Source organism: Modicisalibacter sp. MOD 31.J, assembly GCF_020147985.1.
Taxonomy (GTDB): Bacteria; Pseudomonadota; Gammaproteobacteria; order Pseudomonadales; family Halomonadaceae; genus Modicisalibacter; species Modicisalibacter coralii.
This window is the reverse complement of record NZ_JAGXFF010000001.1, coordinates 1,197,492-1,215,524: the sequence shown is the minus strand read 5'-3', so window position 1 is coordinate 1,215,524 and position 18,033 is coordinate 1,197,492. Positions and strand designations below refer to the sequence as shown.

Genomic DNA, 18,033 nt, shown 5'->3' with positions numbered 1-18,033 from the left:
CCGCGCTTGACCGCTGACCCCGAAAGGCCGGCGAATCGTGGGAGCGAAGTCTACAGCCTTCGAGGCGATCCGGCAAGCGATTTGTTCACCGCCGTTTTCCAAAACCCTCGAAGAAACAGCCACTTGCTTCTCCCGTCACCGCCGGTGACGTGTCCCGTCGTCGGCAGCGGATGCGTACTTTACGCATCTCCTATTGATCTGACAAGCCCCAAAGCGAAAAAAGTGTAGTCCACCGGGCCGGCGAGCGCCAGAAGGAGAAAGCACGCTCGCCGGGCCGCGGCGCAAGGCCGGCAATCAGCGCCAGAAATCCCGGATCGAGGCGATGCCCTGCGCCCCTACCGCACGCGCATGATTGGCATCGTGGCGGGTCATGCCGCCCAGCGCGAACACCGGCATGCCGGCCGGTTCCACCAGTTGCTGGAAATCGTGCCAGCCCAACGGGGTGGCATCGGGATGCGTGGGCGTGGTACGCAGTGGCGAGAGCGTGACGAAATCGCAGCCGATGCGCGCCGCCTGTTCGAGCTGGGCGGCATCATGCGTCGAAGCGGAAAGCCACTTGTCCTGAGCCACGGGCCGGCGCTCGAGGGTCATCAGGCGCTCACTGGTCAGATGCACGCCATCGGCGTCGACCTGCTCGAGCGTTTCGGGCTCGGCGTTGAGCAACAGACGAGCGTTGTAGGAATGGCACAACGCCAGGGCCTTCTCGGCACGGGTCAGGTAGGCGGCCTCATCCAGTGTCTTGGCGCGCAGCTGCACCAGACGAATCCCGTCTTCCTTCAGCGCCCGTTCCAGCTTGGTCAGAAAGGCCGCGTCATCGGGCTCCTCGGCGGTGATCAGATATTCGGTGGGCAGCATCACCGCACGCAGGATCGGCAAATTGGCAGCGGGGAACGGATAGTTGAAGAGTTCGCCCAGCGGCACCCAGCGCACGGCCTGCCCTTCACGGCCGTAAGGCTCGCCGCCGAAGGCATGCACCTGCCAGACATCGAGCAGGATATGCTTGTCGGCATATTCGTGATGCACACGGATCAGCGGCTGCGCGCGTTCGATGGAGAGCCCGAGCTCTTCGTGGAGTTCACGCTTCAAGGCCTCGAAACCGGTTTCGTAAGGCGCCAGCTTGCCGCCGGGAAACTCCCAGAGCCCACCCTGATCGACCGTCGAAGGCCGCCTGGCCAGCAGGACTTCCCCGCCGTCGTCGCTGAAGATGGCGGCAGCCGCCACGTGCACCCGTCGTTTGATCATGTTGCGCTGTTACCTCTGAACCTTGGCTTTTTTTCGGTACGGGGCGCCGCCATCGGCGCATTTTTGTCAACTTCGATAGTCGGCGTTGATGGAGACATAGTCGTGCGACAGATCGGTCGTCCAGACGGTAGCGGCGGCGTCACCGCGCCCCAGGGCGATCCGGATGGTGATCTCCTCGCGGGCCATTTCGCGACTGCCCGAGGCTTCGGTATAGCCCTCGGCGCGCCCACCGCCCTCGACCAACCGCACATCGCCCAGGTCGATGGTCACGGCGGAAACATCGAAGTCCTCGACGGGTGCGCGGCCCACGGCGGCGAGAATCCGTCCCCAGTTGGCATCCGATGCGTACAGGGCGGTCTTGACCAGCGGCGAGTGCGCAACAGTGAAGGCGACATCCAGCGCCTCGCGGCGCGACCGGGCCTCACTGACTGCCAGCGTCACGAACTTGGTGGCACCTTCGCCGTCACGAATGATCGCCTGGGCCAGAGCCAGCATCACCCGATCGAGGGCCTCGCGGAAGGCGGCGATATCCGAGGCTTCGGCCACTTGGGCACTGCGACCGGTCGCCATCAGCAGGCAGGCGTCATTGGTCGAGGTATCGCTGTCGACGGTGATGCAGTTGAAGCTCCGGTCGACCGATTCGCGAAGCAGCGAATCGAGCAGCGACGGCTCGATCGCCGCATCGGTGGCGACGAAGGCCAGCATGGTCGCCATGTTGGGCTGGATCATGCCCGAGCCCTTGCTGATACCGTTGATGGTCACGGTACGCCCGCCGATCGTGCAGGTGGCCGTGGCGCCCTTGGCGCGGGTGTCGGTGGTCAGGATGCCCTCGCCGGCCCGTTGCCAGGCCTCGGCGCCGTCATCCAGGCCAGCCAGCGCATCAGGCAGCCCCGCCTCCAGGCGCGCCATCGGCAGCGGCTCGCCGATGACGCCCGTGGAAAACGGCAACACGGCCTCGGCGGCGCACCCGGCCAACGTGGCCAGCGCCTGGCAGGTGGCCTCGGCATCGCGCATCCCCCGCTCGCCGGTACCGGCGTTGGCATTGCCGGTATTGATCACCAGATAGCGCGTGCCGGCCTGGCGAAGATGACGCCTGGCGACATGCACCGGAGCCGCGCAGAAGGCATTGCGGGTGAAGACACCCGACACCGAACTGCCTTCCGGCAACTCGATCACCACCAGGTCCCGACGCCCGGGCTTCTTGATCCCGGCCTGCGCCGTGCCGAGCCGAATGCCCTCGATGACCGGCATTTGCGGGAAGACCGCCTCGCCTACCGCCATGCATCTCTCTCCTGAAAAGTCCTGACACGAATCGATAATGGACAGCGCCTGACACCGCCCGTCAGTCGCGGTTCAGCTCAGCCGACCGTGGCACTGCTTGTACTTCTTGCCGGAACCGCAGGGGCACGGGTCGTTACGTCCGACCTTGGGGCCTTCCCGCCGCACCGTCTGTGCCGGCGCCGCCTCGGCGTCGTCCGCCGCATCGCCATCCGCCGCCGCGTCGCCGAGCTCGTCGTGACGCTGGGTGGCCGCGGCCTGTTCGCGCTCCAGGGACTCGCGACGCTGACGCTCGAGCTCCTCGACCTCTTCCTGCCGGCGCACCTGCACGTGACTGAGAATGCGCGTGACGTCGTGCTTGATATTGGCGAGCAGGTTCTGGAACAGCTCGAAGGCCTCGCGCTTGTACTCCTGCTTGGGATTCTTCTGGGCATAGCCGCGCAGGTGGATACCGCGCCGCAGGTGATCCATGGTCTGCAGGTGCTCCTTCCAGCGGGTGTCGAGCACCTGCAGCATGACCTGCTTCTCGAAGCGGCGCATCAGCTCCTCGCCCACTGCCTCGACCTTGGCGGCGTAGATCTCGCGGTGCTGACTCTGCAGGCGTTCCCGCAGCACTTCCTCGTGGAAGTTGTCATCTTCCTCGGCCCACTGCATCAGCGGCACATCGAGATTGAATTCACTCTTGAGGTTCTGCTGAAGTCCCTCGAGATCCCACTGCTCCGGAAGGCTCTGGGGCGGCACATAGGCACTGACGGTCTCGTCGAGCACCTCGTCACGAATGCCGGCGACGTTGTCGGAGACGTCGTCGGCCCCCAGGATGGCGTCACGCTGGTCGTAGATCACGCGACGCTGGTCGTTGGCCACGTCGTCGTATTCGAGCAGTTGCTTGCGGATATCGAAGTTGCGACCTTCGACCTTTTTCTGCGCCCGCTCGACGGCATTGGATACCATCTTGTGCTCGATCGCCTCGCCGCGCTCGAGACCCAGCGCCTGCATCAGCCGCTGCACACGTTCGGAGCCGAACAGCCGCATCAGATTGTCTTCCAGCGACAGGAAGAAGCGCGTCGAACCGGGATCGCCCTGACGCCCGGCACGACCGCGCAACTGATTGTCGATGCGCCGCGACTCGTGCCGCTCGGAGCCGATCACGTGCAAGCCGCCGGCTTCGAGCACGGCATCGTGACGCTCCTGCCATTCGGCCTTGGCGGCCTCGATCTGGGCCTCGCTGGGGTCGTCCAGCTTGGCGACCTCGGCCTCCCAGTTGCCGCCGAGCACGATGTCGGTACCGCGCCCGGCCATGTTGGTGGCGATGGTCACCGCGCCCGGGCGACCGGCCTGGGCGATGATCTCCGCCTCGCTCTGATGCTGCTTGGCGTTGAGCACGTTGTGGGGAATGCCGGCCTGCTTCATCAGCCCCGCCAGCAACTCCGAGGTCTCGATCGAGGCGGTCCCCACCAGGATCGGCCGCCCGGCATCGCGCTGGGTCTTGACGTCCTCGATGATCGCCTCGAACTTCTCCTGGGCGGAGAGATAGACCAGATCGTTGTAGTCGACACGGGCGATCGGCTTGTTGGTGGGAATGACCGTGACGTCGAGACCATAGATCTGACGGAACTCGAAGGCCTCGGTATCGGCCGTGCCGGTCATGCCGGAGAGCTTCTCGTAGAGCCGGAAGTAGTTCTGGAAGGTGGTCGAGGCCAGCGTCTGGCTTTCCTTCTGGATGGTGACCCCTTCCTTGGCCTCGACCGCCTGGTGCAGGCCCTCGGACCAGCGACGCCCGGGCATGCTGCGGCCGGTATGCTCGTCGACGATGACCACTTCGCCGTTGTTGACGATGTAGTCGACGTCACGATGGAACAGATGACGGGCACGCAGCGCGGAATGCATGTGCTGCAGCAATCCCAGATTCTGCGCGGAGTAGAGCGAGTCCTCCTCGGCCAGCAGATCCTGACGGCGCATCAACTCTTCGACCTTGTGATGCCCCGTCTCGGTCAGCTCCACCTGCTTCTGCTTTTCGTCGAGGTTGAAGTCACCGCTTTCCGGATCCTCGGGGTCTTCGCACTGGGTCAGCTCGGTCGCCAGGCGATCGACGACCTTGTAGAGCTCGGTGTTCTCTTCCACGGGCCCCGAGATGATCAGCGGCGTACGCGCCTCGTCGATCAGGATCGAATCGACCTCGTCGACGATCGCATAATGCAGTTCGCGCTGGACCTTTTCCTCGAGCGAGAAGGCCATGTTGTCGCGCAGGTAATCGAAGCCGTACTCGTTGTTGGTGCCGTAGGTGATGTCGCAGCCATAGGCCTCGCGCTTCTCGTCCGGCGACTGGCCGGAATAGATGACCCCGACCGTGAGACCCAGCGCCTCATAGAGCGGACGCATCCACTCCGCATCGCGCCGGGCCAGATAGTCGTTGACCGTCACCACGTGCACACCGCGACCGGGCAAGGCGTTGAGATAGACCGCCAGGGTCGCCACCAGGGTCTTGCCCTCGCCGGTCTTCATCTCGGCGATGAGTCCGTTGTGCAGCGTCATCCCCCCGATCAACTGCACGTCGAAGTGACGCATGCCCATGATGCGGCGACTGGCCTCGCGTACCGTGGCAAAGGCCTCGGGCAGCAGAAGGTCGAGGGCTTCCCCGTTGCGGAGCCGTTCGCGCAACTGTTCGGTCTGCCCCCGCAGGGCCTCGTCGGAAAGCGCCTGGAGGCTTTCCTCGTGCTTGTTGATGTCACCGACCAGCTTGCCCATCCGCTTGATCTCGCGGTCATTCTTGGAGCCGACCAGCTTGCGTACCAGAGTGTTGATCATGAGGGATTCCGTGTCATCGTGCGTTAACCTGGGCGCCGAGCACCCGGCGAGACTGGCGTGAGCGACGCGATCGCCGCTGTTCGTCACACGAGACGGGGCGGCCCGCGGGGGTTGAGGCTGTCCAGTCCGGTACTGCGCGGGCGCAGGGCCACCCGGGCGTCATGAGCCTGGCTGACGGGGGTCGCCGGGCGACGCCGGCGCGGCGGCAGGCAGCGACGCGCCCGTCGCCGGGCGACACGCCGCGATTCGGCGCGAATCGCCGCCGGCGCCATCAGGCAAATCTGGGTGAGCTGTTCGGCGAAGCGCAGCGCCTCGGCATGGCTCAGCGAGGTCGGCAGCAGACAGCCGACCAACAGCCCGGCGAGCCACCAGCGCGACATGCGCCTGGCGCGCTGTCGGCAGCGGCCGCCGCCGGCCATCGGTGCTGTCAGAGTATCGCTCATGCTGTCGAGGGGCTCCCGGGCATGCTAGATTGCACAGACGATTCGAAGATTCACGGGCAAGCCAATGAGTATAAAGGCTAAGCGTTTTCGCGCCCAGCCCGCGACGCGGTTACTGGACGGCCATTCACGGGGTGCGTCCGACCTGGGCGGACTGATGCGCATGGCCGGACTCATCGAGCAGGCCCAGACGCACCTGCGCGCCCACCTCCCGGAAGACGTGCGCCCGCACCTCTTCGTCGGCGGCTACCGTCAGGGCCGCCTGACACTCATCACCGATGCCGCCGTGTGGCTGACCCGACTGCGCTACGAACAGTCACGGCTGCTGGCTCTGCTGCACGAGCTGCCGGGCTTCGAGGCGGTGACCGCCCTGAGCTTCAAGGTACGTCCCGTGAATCCGCCGAAGCCTCCCCCCACACAGACCCGCTCGCTCTCCTCCCGCGCTGCCGACGAGATCTCGTCCTGCGCCCGCGACACCGACGACCCCCGCCTCAAACGCGCCCTCGAGCGCCTGGCCTCCCACGCGGAACGCCCGCCCGAGCCCTGACCCCGAGACGAAAAAACGCCAGCCCGGGGGCTGGCGTCGAAGCCTGGCTGAATCGTCTCGACCGGGTCACATGGCCATGGCCGGCGCCGAATAGGAGATCGGGGCCTTCTGGGAAGCGTCCTCGAACGTGACGATTTCCCAGGCATCGGGATTGGCCAGCACGGCCCGGCACAACTGATTGTTGAGCGAGTGACCGGACTTCACGCCACGGAACTCACCGATCAGGCTGTACCCCAACTGGTACAGATCGCCGATGGCGTCGAGAACCTTGTGCTTGACGAACTCGTCTTCGTAGCGCAGACCGCCCTCGTTGAGGATGCGGTATTCGTCCACCACGATGGCGTTGTCGAGGCTGCCGCCCAGGGCCAGATTCTGGGAGCGCAGGAACTCGAGATCACGCATGAAGCCAAAGGTGCGCGCCCGCGACACCTCCTTGACGAAGGAGGTGGTCGAGAAATCGACGCTGGCCAGCTGCTTCTGCTGATCGAAGACCGGGTGGTCGAAATCGATGGCGAAGGTGACCTTGAAGCCGTTATGAGGCAGGAACACCGCCTCCTTGTCATCCTCACGAACGACGATCTCGCGCTTGATGCGAATGAACTTCTTCGGCGCCTCCTGCTCGGCGATCCCCGCGGACTGGATCAGGAAGACGAAGGGGCCGGCACTGCCGTCCATGATCGGCACTTCCGGCGCACTGAGCTCGACGAAGGCATTGTCGATGCCCAGGCCGGCGAAAGCCGACATCAGGTGCTCGACGGTCGCCACCTTGACGCCGTTGCTGGACAGGGCAGTGCACAGCTTGGTGTCGGTGACGTTCTCGGCACGCGCCGGAATGCGGACTTCCGGCTCGAGGTCGGTGCGCACGAACACGATACCCGTGTTGGCCGGCGCCGGACGCAAGGTCAGATAGACCTTTTCGCCCGAATGCAGGCCCACGCCGGTGGCGCGCATGGTGTTCTTGAGGGTACGTTGCTTGATCATGGGCAATGGCCAGGCTGTCATGTAAGTTGTCAAACAGTGTTCACTATAACATCGAACATCCGTTTAACCAAAAAAATGTCATCCGGCCATGCCTATGGCGGCCATAGCGGGCCTCAATCGGCCTGACGGCGCAGGAAGGCCGGGATATCGAGATAATCGTCGATTTCCTTGGACTTGCGGCGCTCCTGACGCGCCTTGGCCGCTTCTTCCTGATCGGCCTTCGCCTGCTGACGCATGACGGTCGGCTGCTGCAGCTTGCGGTAGTCGGTCGTCTCGGGACGCGCCACCGCTTCGCGGGCGGCCGGCTTTTCCCGTGCGCCGTCGAGACCCGCGGCAACCACCGTGACGCGCAACTCGTCGGACATTTCCATGTCGATGGCGGTGCCCACCACGATGGTCGCGTCCTGGGAGGCGAATTCCTGGACCGTGGCGCCGACGTCGTTGAACTCGCCGATCGACAGATCCGGCCCCGCCGTGATGTTGACGAGAATACCGCGCGCGCCGTGCAGATCGATGTCCTCGAGCAGCGGGCTGCGAATCGCCTTCTCGGCGGCCTCGCGGGCGCGATTCTCGCCGACCGCCCCACCGGTCCCCATCATCGCCATACCCATCTCGGACATCACCGTGCGCACGTCGGCGAAGTCGACGTTGATGATACCCGGGCTGGTGATCAGTTCGGCGATCCCCTGCACGGCGCCCAGCAGGACATCGTTGGCCGCACTGAAGGCCGTCAGCAGGCTGGCGCTCTTGCCCAGCACCGCCAGCAGCTTCTCGTTGGGGATGGTGATCAGCGAATCGACATGCTCGGACAGCTCACGCATGCCCTCCTCGGCGACCCGCATGCGCTTGGGCCCCTCGAAGGGGAAGGGCCGGGTCACCACGGCCACGGTGAGAATGCCCAGTTCCTTGGCCACCTCGGCGACCACGGGCGCCCCGCCGGTGCCGGTGCCCCCGCCCATGCCGGCGGTAATGAAGACCATGTCGGCGCCCTGGAGCAGCTCGGCGATCCGCTCGCGGTCCTCCATCGCCGCCTGGCGACCGACATCGGGGCTGGCCCCGGCGCCGAGCCCCTTGGTGATCTCGCTGCCTAACTGGAGAACGGTCTTCGCGGCGACCCGCTTGAGGGCCTGCGCATCGGTGTTGGCGCAGATGAATTCGACGCCCTCGATGTTGCTCTCGACCATGTGGTTGACGGCGTTGCCGCCCCCGCCACCAACGCCGATCACCTTGATGACAGCGCTGCTGGAAGGTGCATTATCTACCAGTTCGAACATTTGCCCCGTCTCCTGTGGCCACAATGCGGCCTTGTCAGAAATTTCCTTTGAACCAGCCTTTGACCCGATCCAGCGCCGAGATACCGTCCTTGAGACCACGCCGTGAGATTTCCTCTCTACGGGGCTGGGCGGACACGACACGGTTCTCACCATGTTTGGCGTCACGCATTCCGTAGAGTAGCAAACCCACACCCGTAGAATAAATTGGATTGCGTACCACGTCTGCCAGGCCGCGGACGTTCTGCGGACTGGCGATACGCACCGGCATGTGGAAAATTTCTTCCGCGAGCTCGACCACGCCTTCCATGCGCGCCGTGCCCCCGGTCAACACCACGCCTGCCGCCACGAGATCTTCGTAACCGCTGCGCCGCAGTTCCTCACGTACCAGAGTGAACAGTTCCTCGTAGCGTGGCTCGACCACTTCGGCCAGCGACTGACGCGACAAGTCACGCGCCGGCCGGTCCCCCACGCTGGGAACCTTGATCATTTCGTCGCTGGAGGCCAACTGGGTCAAGGCACAGGCATACTTGACCTTGATGTCCTCCGCATACTGGGTCGGCGTACGTAACGCCATGGCGATATCGTTGGTCACCTGATCGCCGGCGATGGGGATCACCGCCGTGTGACGGATGGCCCCTTCGGTGAACACGGCGATGTCGGTGGTGCCACCACCGATGTCGACCATGCAGACGCCGAGTTCGCGCTCGTCCTCGGTCAGCACGGCGTGGCTCGACGCCAACTGCTCGAGAATGATCGCGTCGACCTCCAGGCCGCAACGCCGTACGCACTTCTCGATATTCTGGACGGCATTGAGCGCCGCGGTGACCAGGTGAACCCGCGCCTCGAGACGCACACCGGACATCCCCAGCGGCTCGCGAATGCCTTCCTGGGTATCGATGGCGAACTCCTGGGGCAGCACGTGAAGAATACGCTGCCCTTCGGAAATCGCCCGGGCTCGGGCCGAGTCGATGACGCGCTCGATATCCGAGGGTGTCACTTCGCGGTCCTTGATCGCCACCACGCCATCGGAATTCATGGAACTGATATGGCTGCCCGCGATGCCGACATACACCGAATGGATATCGCACCCGGCCATCAACTCGGCTTCCTCCACGGCCCGCTGAATCGACTGGACGGTGGATTCGATGTTGATGACGACGCCTTTCTTCATGCCCCGTGAGGGGTGCGAGCCGATGCCGGCGATTTCCAGCCCACCGTCGTCAGTGGGCTGCCCGACTATCGCGACAACCTTGGATGTTCCGATATCCAGCCCGACCACCATATTGGAAGCATTGGATTGTCCTGCCATGGGTCGGGATCACTCCTCGATCTTCACTGAATTAAGAATCCGTTTATCAGAGCCGATTAAAGACGGGCCGAAGTATAGAAGTTTCATACCGATTTGACAGCGACCCTGTCGAATACCGGGTCAGAATACGGGTATTTTTTTCCGAAAGAAATACCCTCATGCCTTTAACGGCGGGCGATTACTCCGGGAAAGCCGCGTCACTCGAATCACTTTTCGGCCAACTTGCCATCGTTCTCCCCGTGCCAGGCAACGGCAACACCGTTCGGATACCGCAGATCGATGTAGCGAATTCGCGACGCCTGCGAACCCAACTGACGACGCCACGCGGCAATGAATCGGGCCAAACGCTCTTCACGGGCATTGCGCCCCAGCATGACCCACAATCCGTCATTGACTTGGAAGCGCCAGGCGCCCCGATCCTCCAGCCTCAATTGCGTGACCTGCAAGCCCAGGGACTTCAACTGATTCTGCAGGCGATCGTACCAGCCCAGCACCTCCGCGCCGCTGCCCGCCGGCCCCGCCAGGTCGGGCAACGTCTCGTCCACCGCCACGCCGTCACGCTGGAAGGGCTCGCCGCGGGGATTGAGCAACGCCGTATCGTTCCAGCGCGCCACCGGCTGCTGCTCGAAGAGCTCGAACGTCAGGGCGTTGGGCCAGTGGCGCGAGACACGCACCTCGTCCAGCCACTCGATGTTTCGCGCCCGGTCGCGCAGGGTGTCGAGATTCACCGACAGCCAGGTCTGCCCGCTGACCAGCGGCGCCAGCTTGCCGCGCAGATAGTCGGCGCTGACATGTTCCAGGTCACCGCGAATCGAGACCCGCTCCACCGGCCGATCGAGCCACAGCCAGAGTGCGCGGCCGCCGGCGCCAACCAGCACCACCAGCAGGATCACCCCGAGAATCGAACCCCGCGAACCGCTTGCCGCCATGCGACTCAGGGCTCCAGGGTGGTATCGAGAATGCGCAGCACCAGGGCGTCGAAGTCGATGCCCGCATGGGCGGCCGACTGCGGCACCAGACTGTGATCGGTCATCCCCGGCACCGTGTTGACCTCGAGCAGCCAGAAACGGCCCTCGGCGTCGCGCATGACATCGACCCGCCCCCAGCCCCGGCCGCCGATCGCCCGGAAGGCATCGCGACACAGCTCGCCCAGCCGGCGCTCATCGGCCGGAGCCAGCCCGCACGGCAGGTGATAATGGGTCTCGTCGGAGTGGTACTTGGCCTGGTAATCGTAGAAGCCGGTGGGCACCTCGACGCGAATCGCCGGCAGGATGACGTCGCCGAGCAGCGACACGGTATATTCCTCGCCGCGCACGAAGCGCTCGGCCATGACCGCGGCATCGAAACGCGCCGCCTCGCGGTAGGCCGAGGCCAGTTCCTCGAGGCTTTCGACGATGGTGATGCCCAGGGTCGAGCCCTCGTGAACGGGCTTGACCACCAGCGGCAGCCCCAGCCGCTCGACGACACTCGCCCAGTCGGCGTCCGGCCCCAGGGTGATGCTGGCCGGGGTGGGCAGATCCAGCGCATGCCAGAGCTGCTTGGTACGCTGCTTGTCCATGCCCAGCGCGGAGGCCAGGACCCCACTGCCGGTGTAGGGAATCTTCAGCAGCTCCAGGGCGCCCTGCAGGGTGCCGTCCTCGCCGCCACGGCCGTGCAGCGCGATGAAGACACGCTCCGGGGCCAGCGCCTCGAGTCCGGTCAGGCCGCCGGCGGCGAGATCATAGCCCCGTGCGTCGACCCCGCTGCGCTGCAGCGCCGCCAGTACCGCCGCGCCACTGACCAGCGACACCTCGCGTTCCGCGGAATCGCCCCCGTAGAGGACGATGACCCGCCCGTAATCGGCGGCAGACGCCGCTCCCGCTCGACACTCGACGCTCATAACGCGACCTCCTGCAAGCGAAGATGACTGGCGGCCAGCGCCACCGCAATGCCGCCGATGTCACCGGCCCCCTGGGTGATCAGGATATCGCCATCCTGCAGGACGTTACCCAGCAACCGCGGCAACTGCGCCTTGGTCTCGACGAACAGCGGATCGACCTGACCGCGCTGGCGAATCGAACCGGCCAGACTGCGCCCCTCGGCACCGGGAATCGGCGTCTCGCCGGCGCTGTAGACATCGAGCAGCAACAGCGTGTCGACCTCGGAGAGCACGCGCACGAAATCCTCGTAGAGGTCGCGGGTCCGCGAGAAACGGTGGGGCTGATAGACCATCACCAGGCGCCGGCGCGGCCAGCCGGCCCGCACCGCGCGAATGATCATCTCCACCTCGCGCGGATGATGGCCATAGTCGTCGACCAGCATGACCTCGCCGCGACCGTCGGGCAAGGCGTACTCGCCATGGACCTGGAAGCGCCGCCCCACTCCAGCGAAACCGGCCAGACCGCGCTGTATCGCTTCGTCGTCGACCCCGGCATCGGTGGCCACGGCGATCGCCGCCAGGGCGTTGAGCGCGTTGTGCTCACCGGGCATCGCCAGCCGGACGGACAGCGGCGCATGGCCCTCGGGGCGCAGCGCGGTGAAGCGGATCTCGCCGGCACTCTGCACGAAGTCGGCGAGCCGGTAATCCGCATCGGCGTCGAAACCGTAGGTGACGAACTGGCGCTGCACGCGGGGCAGCAGCTCGCGGACATTGGCATCGTCGAGACACAGCACGGCGAGGCCGTAGAACGGCAGATTGTGCAGGAACTCGACGAAGGTGTCCTTGAGCCGGGCGAAGTCGCCGGCATAGGTCGCCATGTGATCGGCGTCGATGTTGGTGACGATCGACACCATCGGCTGCAGGTGCAGGAAGGAGGCATCGGATTCGTCGGCCTCGGCGACCAGCACGTCGCCCTCGCCCAGCCGGGCGTTGGTACCCGCGCTGGTCAGCTTGCCGCCGATCACGAAGGTCGGGTCCAGACCGCCCTCGGCGAGCAGCGTGGCGGTCAGGCTGGTGGTCGTCGTCTTGCCGTGGGTGCCGGCGACGGCGATGCCGTGGCGAAAGCGCATCAGCTCGGCGAGCATCTCGGCGCGGCGCACCACCGGGATGCGATGCTCCCGGGCCCAGGCGATCTCGGGGTTGGTGGTATCGACCGCCGACGAGACCACCACAACGTCGGCGCCCTCGGCATTGGCCTGATCGTGGCCGATGGCGATGCGGATCCCGCAGCCCTCGAGATGCGCCGTCACCGCCGAGGCCTTGAGGTCGCTGCCGCTGACCCGATACCCCTGGTTGGCCAGGACCTCGGCGATGCCGCACATGCCGGCACCGCCGATGCCCACGAAGTGGATACCGCGAATGCGGCGCATGCCCGGCCCCTTGCGCAGCTGGCCGGGAACGGGGGAAAGCTTGCTATCGCTCAAGGGCGGTCTCCATGCAGCCGGCCACCAGGCGCTCGACGGCGTCGAGATGGGCGCGGCCGCGCGCCGCGCTCGCCATGGTGGCAAGAAGGTCGGGATCGAGTACCTCGTCCAGCGTCCGGGCCAGGGACGTGGCACTCAGGGAGGATTGCGGCAGCAGTCGCGCGGCACCGGCATCGACCAGATAACGGGCATTGGTCGTCTGATGGTCGTCGACGGCGTGGGGGTACGGCACCAGCAGCGACGGCTTGGCGGCGGCGGCCAGTTCGCTGACCGTCAGCGCCCCGGACCGGCACACCACCAGATCGGCCCAGTCGTAGGCGGCGGCCATGTCGTCGATGAATTCGCTGACCTCGGCCTCGACCCCCACCGCCGTATAGCCCTGCTCGGTGGCCGCGCGTCGGTCGCGCCCGGCCTGGTGGCGCACCTCGGGCCGCCGCTCGCCGGACAACTGCGCCAGGGCCTCGGGCAACAACTGATTGAGCGCCACCGCGCCCAGCGACCCGCCGACGACCAGCAGGCGCAATCGTCGCCCCTGCATGTCCCCGGCCCGGCGCGGTGATTCGCCGACGCCGGCGATCTCCGCGCGCACCGGGTTGCCGATGACGATCGCCTCGCGCCGGGCCCCGCCCTTGCGAAATGCCCCGGGGAACGCCGCATAGGCCCGGGTGGCCAGGCGCGCCAGCACCTGGTTGGTCAGCCCGGCCACCGCGTTCTGTTCATGAATGATCAGCGCTCGCCGGGTCAGCCAGGCGGCCAGCCCGCCGGGGCCGCTGGCGAACCCCCCCAGCCCGACGACGAGCTGCGGGTCGAAATCACGGATCACCCGCCGCGCCTGGGCGACGGCGCGCATCAGGCGAATCGGGGCCGCCAGCCAGCCCGCCGCGCCGTTGCCACGCAGTCCGGCGATGTCGATCTGGTGCAGGGGCAGGTCGGCGGCGGGCACCAGGCGATTCTCGATCCCCCGCGGACTGCCCAGCCATTCCACGCGCACGCCGCGCTCACGCAGCGCGCCGGCCAGCGACAGCGCAGGAATCACGTGCCCGCCGGTACCGCCGGCCATGATCAGGACCCGATCGAGCCGGCCCGAGGCTGCTGCCGGGGAAGCCACTTCCGTTGTCACCGCCTGAGCGCTCCTTGTCAGTCATCGGGCCGCTGACGCGCGGCCCCGTTTGCGGGTATCGAGATCGACGCGAATCAGCAGCGCCACCATCACGCAACTCACCACCAGGCTCGAACCGCCGTAGCTGAGCAGCGGCAGTGTCAGCCCCTTGGTCGGCAGCATGCCGGTACTCACGGCGATGTTGATGAAGGCCTGGGCGCCGAAAACCAGGGCGATACCGTAGCTGAGGTAGGCGCCGAACGGCAATCGTGCCAGCTCGGCACGCCGGCCGATCGCCAGCGCCCGATAGACCAGCAGCGCGAACAGACCGATCACCGCCACCGCCCCCACCAGCCCGAGCTCCTCGGCGATCACGGCAAAGACGAAGTCGGTGTGCGCTTCGGGCAGGTAGAAGAGCTTCTGCACGCTGTTGCCCAGCCCCAGCCCGAACCAGTGGCCGCGGCCGTAGGCGATCAGCGCCTGGGTCAACTGATAGCCGGAATCGTACATGTCCGCCCACGGATTGGCGAAGCTGGTGATGCGTTCCAGGCGATAGGGTTCGGCCACCGCCACGTAGGCGCCCAGCAGGACCACCGCGATCATCAGCAGGATGAAGCGCATCAGGGGCGCCCCGGCCAGCAGCAGCATGCCCATCACGCAGCCGGTCATCACCACCAGCGCCCCGTAGTCGGGTTCGAGGATCAGCAGGATACCCACCGGCACCAGGATCACCAGCGGCTTGACGAACTCCCACCAGTGGCGACGCACCCCGGGCAGGAAGCGCTCCAGGTAGCCGGCCAGATAGACGATCAGGAACAGCTTGGCGAGCTCCGAGGCCTGGACGTTGACCAGCCCCAGCGGAATCCAGCGCCGGCTGCCGTTGACCTCGGAGCCGATGAGGAGCACCACCACGAGCAGCAGGATCCCCACGATCAGCAGCTTGCCGCCGTTGTCCCGCCACCAGGCCAGCGGCACCTTGATCAAGGGCGTGGCGAGCAGCACCGAGATGACCACGAAGGCCCCATGACGCAGGCTGAAATAGTAGGGGTTGCCGGTCAGGCTGGTGGCGATCTCGGTCGACGCCGAGGTGACCATCACCCAGCCCAGCAGCAGCAGCGACAGCGTGGCGATCAGCAGCCAGCCGTCACACGCCTGGTGGGCCGTCGACAAGCGACGCGACAGGCCGGCGATCATGGTGTCTCCTCCGTGCGCTGCTGCCAGGCCTGCGCCCCGGTGCGGAACGCCTCGCCGCGCGCCTGATAATCGGTGAACTGATCGAGGCTGGCGCAGGCCGGCGACAGCAGGACGCAGTCGCCGGGGCGGGCCAGCGCCGCGGCGCGGTCCATGGCGGCGTCGAGATCCGCGCAGCGGGTGACCGGCAGGCTGTCCGTCAGGGTCTCGACCAGCAGCGGGGCATCCCGGCCAAAGACGATCGCCTCCCGGGCATAGCGTTGCAACGGGGCCGCCAGCGGCGTGAAATCGGCCCCCTTGCCCAGGCCGCCGCCCAGCCAGATCAGGCGCCCGGCGAGCGTCGGCCCGATGCCGGCGATCGCCGCCAGGGTCGCGCCGACGTTGGTGCCCTTGGAGTCGTTGATCCAGCGCACCCCTGCCGCCTCGGCGACCAGCTCGCCGCGATGCGCCAGGCCGGGGAAACGCGCGAGCACCCGGCGCATGGCGTCCAACGGAAAGCCCAGGTGCCGGCCCATGGCCAGCGCCGCCAGGGCGTTGGCCTGATTGTGGCGGCCGGCCAGGCGCAGCTCGCCGGTCGGCATCAGTGTACGCTCGCCGTGCATCAGCCAGGCGTCGTCCCCGTCACGCTTGATCCCCCATTCGCCGTCCTGCGGCGCCCGGGTGGTGAAACGCTCGACCGGCAGTGCCGGATCATCCGGCCAGGTCAGCGGATCCTCGCCATTGACCACCGCATGGCGGGCGCCCCGGAAGATCGCCGCCTTGGCGGCGCGATAGCCGGGCATATCGCCATGCCGGTCGAGATGATCCTCGGAAAGATTGAGAAAGGCGACGCTCTCCGCGCCCAGCCGGGGCGTGGTCTCGAGCTGGAAGCTCGACAGTTCGAGAACGAACAGCTCGGCATCGGGCCGCTCGATCAGCAGGTCGAGGGCCGCCGTCCCCAGATTGCCGCCGACCGCCACCCGCCGGCCGGCCTCCCGGGCCATCTCGCCGAGCAGCGTGGTCACCGTGGACTTGGCATTGGACCCGGTGATCGCCGCGATCGGTGCCCGACAGGCGCGCACGAACAGGGCGATCTCGCCGATCACCCGTGGACCCGCGTCACTCCCCTCGCCAGCGGCCCGCCAGTAATCGGCGATGCCCGGCGTCAGCGGATCGACACCGGGACTCAGCACGATCTCCTCGGCGGCGCTGGCATCGATATCGGTCAACGCCCCGCAGTGCACCGCCACGCCCGGGAAGGCGCGCCGAAAGTCGTCGAGTCCCGGCGGCGCCGGCCGGGTGTCGGCCACCACGAAGGGCCGACCCAGACGGCTCAGGTGCCCGGCGATCGCCCGGCCCGAGACGCCCAGGCCGACCACCAGCGTGTGACCCCGCGGCACCCTTGTCATCGCCATCCCTCTCGCCTGGTTGGATACGCCAGCGCCGACATGCCGCTCAGCGAATCTTCAGCGTGGACAGGCCCAGCAGCACCAGGACCACGGTGATGATCCAGAAGCGCACGATGACCCGCGGCTCGGGCCAGCCCTTGAGCTCGAAGTGGTGATGCAGCGGCGCCATGCGGAAGATGCGCCGCCCGGTCAGCTTGTAGGAGCCCACCTGCAGGATCACCGAGACGGTTTCCATGACGAACACCCCGCCCATCACGAACAGCACGATCTCCTGGCGCACGATGACCGCCACCACGCCCAGTGCGGCCCCCAGCGCCAGGGCGCCGACATCGCCCATGAAGACCTGGGCCGGGTAGGTGTTGAACCACAGGAATCCCAGACCGGCGCCGGCGATGGTGCCGCAGAACACCGCCAGCTCCCCGGCGCCGGGCACCTGGGGGATGTGCAGGTACTCGGCGAACACGGTATTGCCGCTGGCGTAGGCGAACACCGCCAGCCCCATGGCGACCATCACCGTGGGCATGATCGCCAGCCCGTCGAGACCGTCGGTGAGGTTGACCGCATTAGAACTGCCGACGATCACCAGGTAGGTCAGCACCACGTAGAACAGCCCCAGCTGGATCACCACTTCCTTGAACAGCGGGACGATCAGGCTGGTTTCCACCGGGCTGGCCGCGGTGACATAGAGGAAGACGGCCGCGCCGATGCCCAGCACCGACTGCCAGAAGTACTTCCAGCGCGCCGGCAGGCCACGCGGATTCTTCTCGACGACCTTGCGATAGTCATCGACCCAGCCGATGGCGCCGAAGCCCAGGGTGACGATCAGCACCAGCCATACGTAGTGGTTGGTCAGGTCCCCCCACAGCAGGGTACTGATGGCGATCGCCATCAGGATCATCGCCCCGCCCATGGTCGGCGTGCCGGCCTTCGACAGATGCGACTGCGGGCCGTCGTCGCGCACCGCCTGCCCGATCTGGCGCTCCACCAGGCGGCGGATCACCGTCGGCCCCAGCCACAGGCAGAGCAGCAAGGCGGTCAGCGTACCCAGGATGGTGCGCAGCGTGAGGTAGTTGAAGACCGTAAAGGCGCTTTGGAACTGCGAGAGAAAATCGGCTAGCAACAGCAGCATGTATCGCG

At 66.4% G+C, this 18,033-nt stretch carries 15 protein-coding genes; 1 reads left to right on the top strand and 14 read right to left on the bottom strand.

Annotation, left to right across the window (positions count from 1 at the left end; genetic code table 11):
• Window positions 1-294 precede the first annotated feature (294 nt).
• The 4 genes from KGR00_RS05430 to KGR00_RS05415 all read right to left on the bottom strand — a co-directional run bounded on the left by KGR00_RS05430 (window position 295) and on the right by KGR00_RS05415 (window position 5,768).
• Window positions 295-1,242, bottom strand: coding sequence for a Nudix family hydrolase (locus KGR00_RS05430; protein WP_224417373.1), 948 nt, complete (start codon window positions 1,240-1,242; stop codon window positions 295-297).
• Window positions 1,243-1,308: 66 nt separating this feature from the next.
• Window positions 1,309-2,523 carry a bifunctional glutamate N-acetyltransferase/amino-acid acetyltransferase ArgJ gene (gene argJ / locus KGR00_RS05425; protein WP_224417374.1) on the bottom strand — a complete coding sequence of 405 codons (1,215 nt, stop codon included), beginning with the start codon at window positions 2,521-2,523 and terminating at the stop codon, window positions 1,309-1,311.
• 72 nt (window positions 2,524-2,595) lie between these two features.
• Window positions 2,596-5,325, bottom strand: a complete 2,730-nt coding sequence (gene secA / locus KGR00_RS05420) for a preprotein translocase subunit SecA (RefSeq protein ID WP_224417375.1) — start codon at window positions 5,323-5,325, stop codon at window positions 2,596-2,598.
• 83 nt (window positions 5,326-5,408) lie between these two features.
• Window positions 5,409-5,768: a hypothetical protein gene (locus KGR00_RS05415; RefSeq protein WP_224417376.1), complete on the bottom strand. Its 360-nt coding sequence runs from the start codon at window positions 5,766-5,768 to the stop codon at window positions 5,409-5,411.
• A 64-nt stretch (window positions 5,769-5,832) separates the two neighbouring features.
• On the opposite strand from KGR00_RS05415, the gene KGR00_RS05410 reads away from it, so the two are divergent.
• Window positions 5,833-6,312, top strand: a complete 480-nt coding sequence (locus KGR00_RS05410; protein ID WP_224417377.1) for a DciA family protein — start codon at window positions 5,833-5,835, stop codon at window positions 6,310-6,312.
• 66 nt (window positions 6,313-6,378) lie between these two features.
• Here the strand turns inward: KGR00_RS05410 and lpxC are convergent, their stop codons facing one another.
• The 10 genes from lpxC to mraY all read right to left on the bottom strand — a co-directional run bounded on the left by lpxC (window position 6,379) and on the right by mraY (window position 18,025).
• Window positions 6,379-7,293 (bottom strand): UDP-3-O-acyl-N-acetylglucosamine deacetylase, encoded by a 915-nt coding sequence (gene lpxC / locus KGR00_RS05405; RefSeq protein ID WP_129141933.1) that lies wholly within the window; start codon window positions 7,291-7,293, stop codon window positions 6,379-6,381.
• A gap of 113 nt (window positions 7,294-7,406) precedes the next feature.
• On the bottom strand, window positions 7,407-8,567 hold the full coding sequence (gene ftsZ, locus KGR00_RS05400) for a cell division protein FtsZ (RefSeq protein ID WP_129141932.1): 1,161 nt from the start codon (window positions 8,565-8,567) through the stop codon (window positions 7,407-7,409).
• Between the two features lie 34 nt (window positions 8,568-8,601).
• Window positions 8,602-9,876, bottom strand: coding sequence for a cell division protein FtsA (gene ftsA / locus KGR00_RS05395; RefSeq protein WP_129141931.1), 1,275 nt, complete (start codon window positions 9,874-9,876; stop codon window positions 8,602-8,604).
• A gap of 206 nt (window positions 9,877-10,082) precedes the next feature.
• The gene (locus KGR00_RS05390; protein ID WP_129141930.1) at window positions 10,083-10,805 is read right to left on the bottom strand and encodes a cell division protein FtsQ/DivIB; all 723 of its coding nucleotides are present in this window, start codon (window positions 10,803-10,805) and stop codon (window positions 10,083-10,085) included.
• Between the two features lie 5 nt (window positions 10,806-10,810).
• Window positions 10,811-11,755, bottom strand: a complete 945-nt coding sequence (locus tag KGR00_RS05385; RefSeq protein ID WP_224417378.1) for a D-alanine--D-alanine ligase — start codon at window positions 11,753-11,755, stop codon at window positions 10,811-10,813.
• Window positions 11,752-13,164 (bottom strand): UDP-N-acetylmuramate--L-alanine ligase, encoded by a 1,413-nt coding sequence (murC, locus tag KGR00_RS05380; protein WP_224419803.1) that lies wholly within the window; start codon window positions 13,162-13,164, stop codon window positions 11,752-11,754. Before murC ends, KGR00_RS05385 begins: the two co-directional genes overlap by 4 nt.
• A 43-nt stretch (window positions 13,165-13,207) precedes the next feature.
• The gene (murG, locus tag KGR00_RS05375; protein ID WP_224419804.1) at window positions 13,208-14,278 is read right to left on the bottom strand and encodes an undecaprenyldiphospho-muramoylpentapeptide beta-N-acetylglucosaminyltransferase; all 1,071 of its coding nucleotides are present in this window, start codon (window positions 14,276-14,278) and stop codon (window positions 13,208-13,210) included.
• Window positions 14,279-14,359: 81 nt separating this feature from the next.
• Window positions 14,360-15,511: a putative lipid II flippase FtsW gene (gene ftsW / locus KGR00_RS05370; RefSeq protein ID WP_224417379.1), complete on the bottom strand. Its 1,152-nt coding sequence runs from the start codon at window positions 15,509-15,511 to the stop codon at window positions 14,360-14,362.
• The gene (gene murD, locus KGR00_RS05365; RefSeq protein ID WP_224419805.1) at window positions 15,508-16,896 is read right to left on the bottom strand and encodes a UDP-N-acetylmuramoyl-L-alanine--D-glutamate ligase; all 1,389 of its coding nucleotides are present in this window, start codon (window positions 16,894-16,896) and stop codon (window positions 15,508-15,510) included. Before murD ends, ftsW begins: the two co-directional genes overlap by 4 nt.
• 46 nt (window positions 16,897-16,942) lie before the next feature.
• Entirely contained in the window at window positions 16,943-18,025 is a 1,083-nt protein-coding gene (gene mraY, locus KGR00_RS05360) for a phospho-N-acetylmuramoyl-pentapeptide-transferase (protein ID WP_129141926.1), read from the bottom strand.
• Window positions 18,026-18,033: the final 8 nt, after the last annotated feature.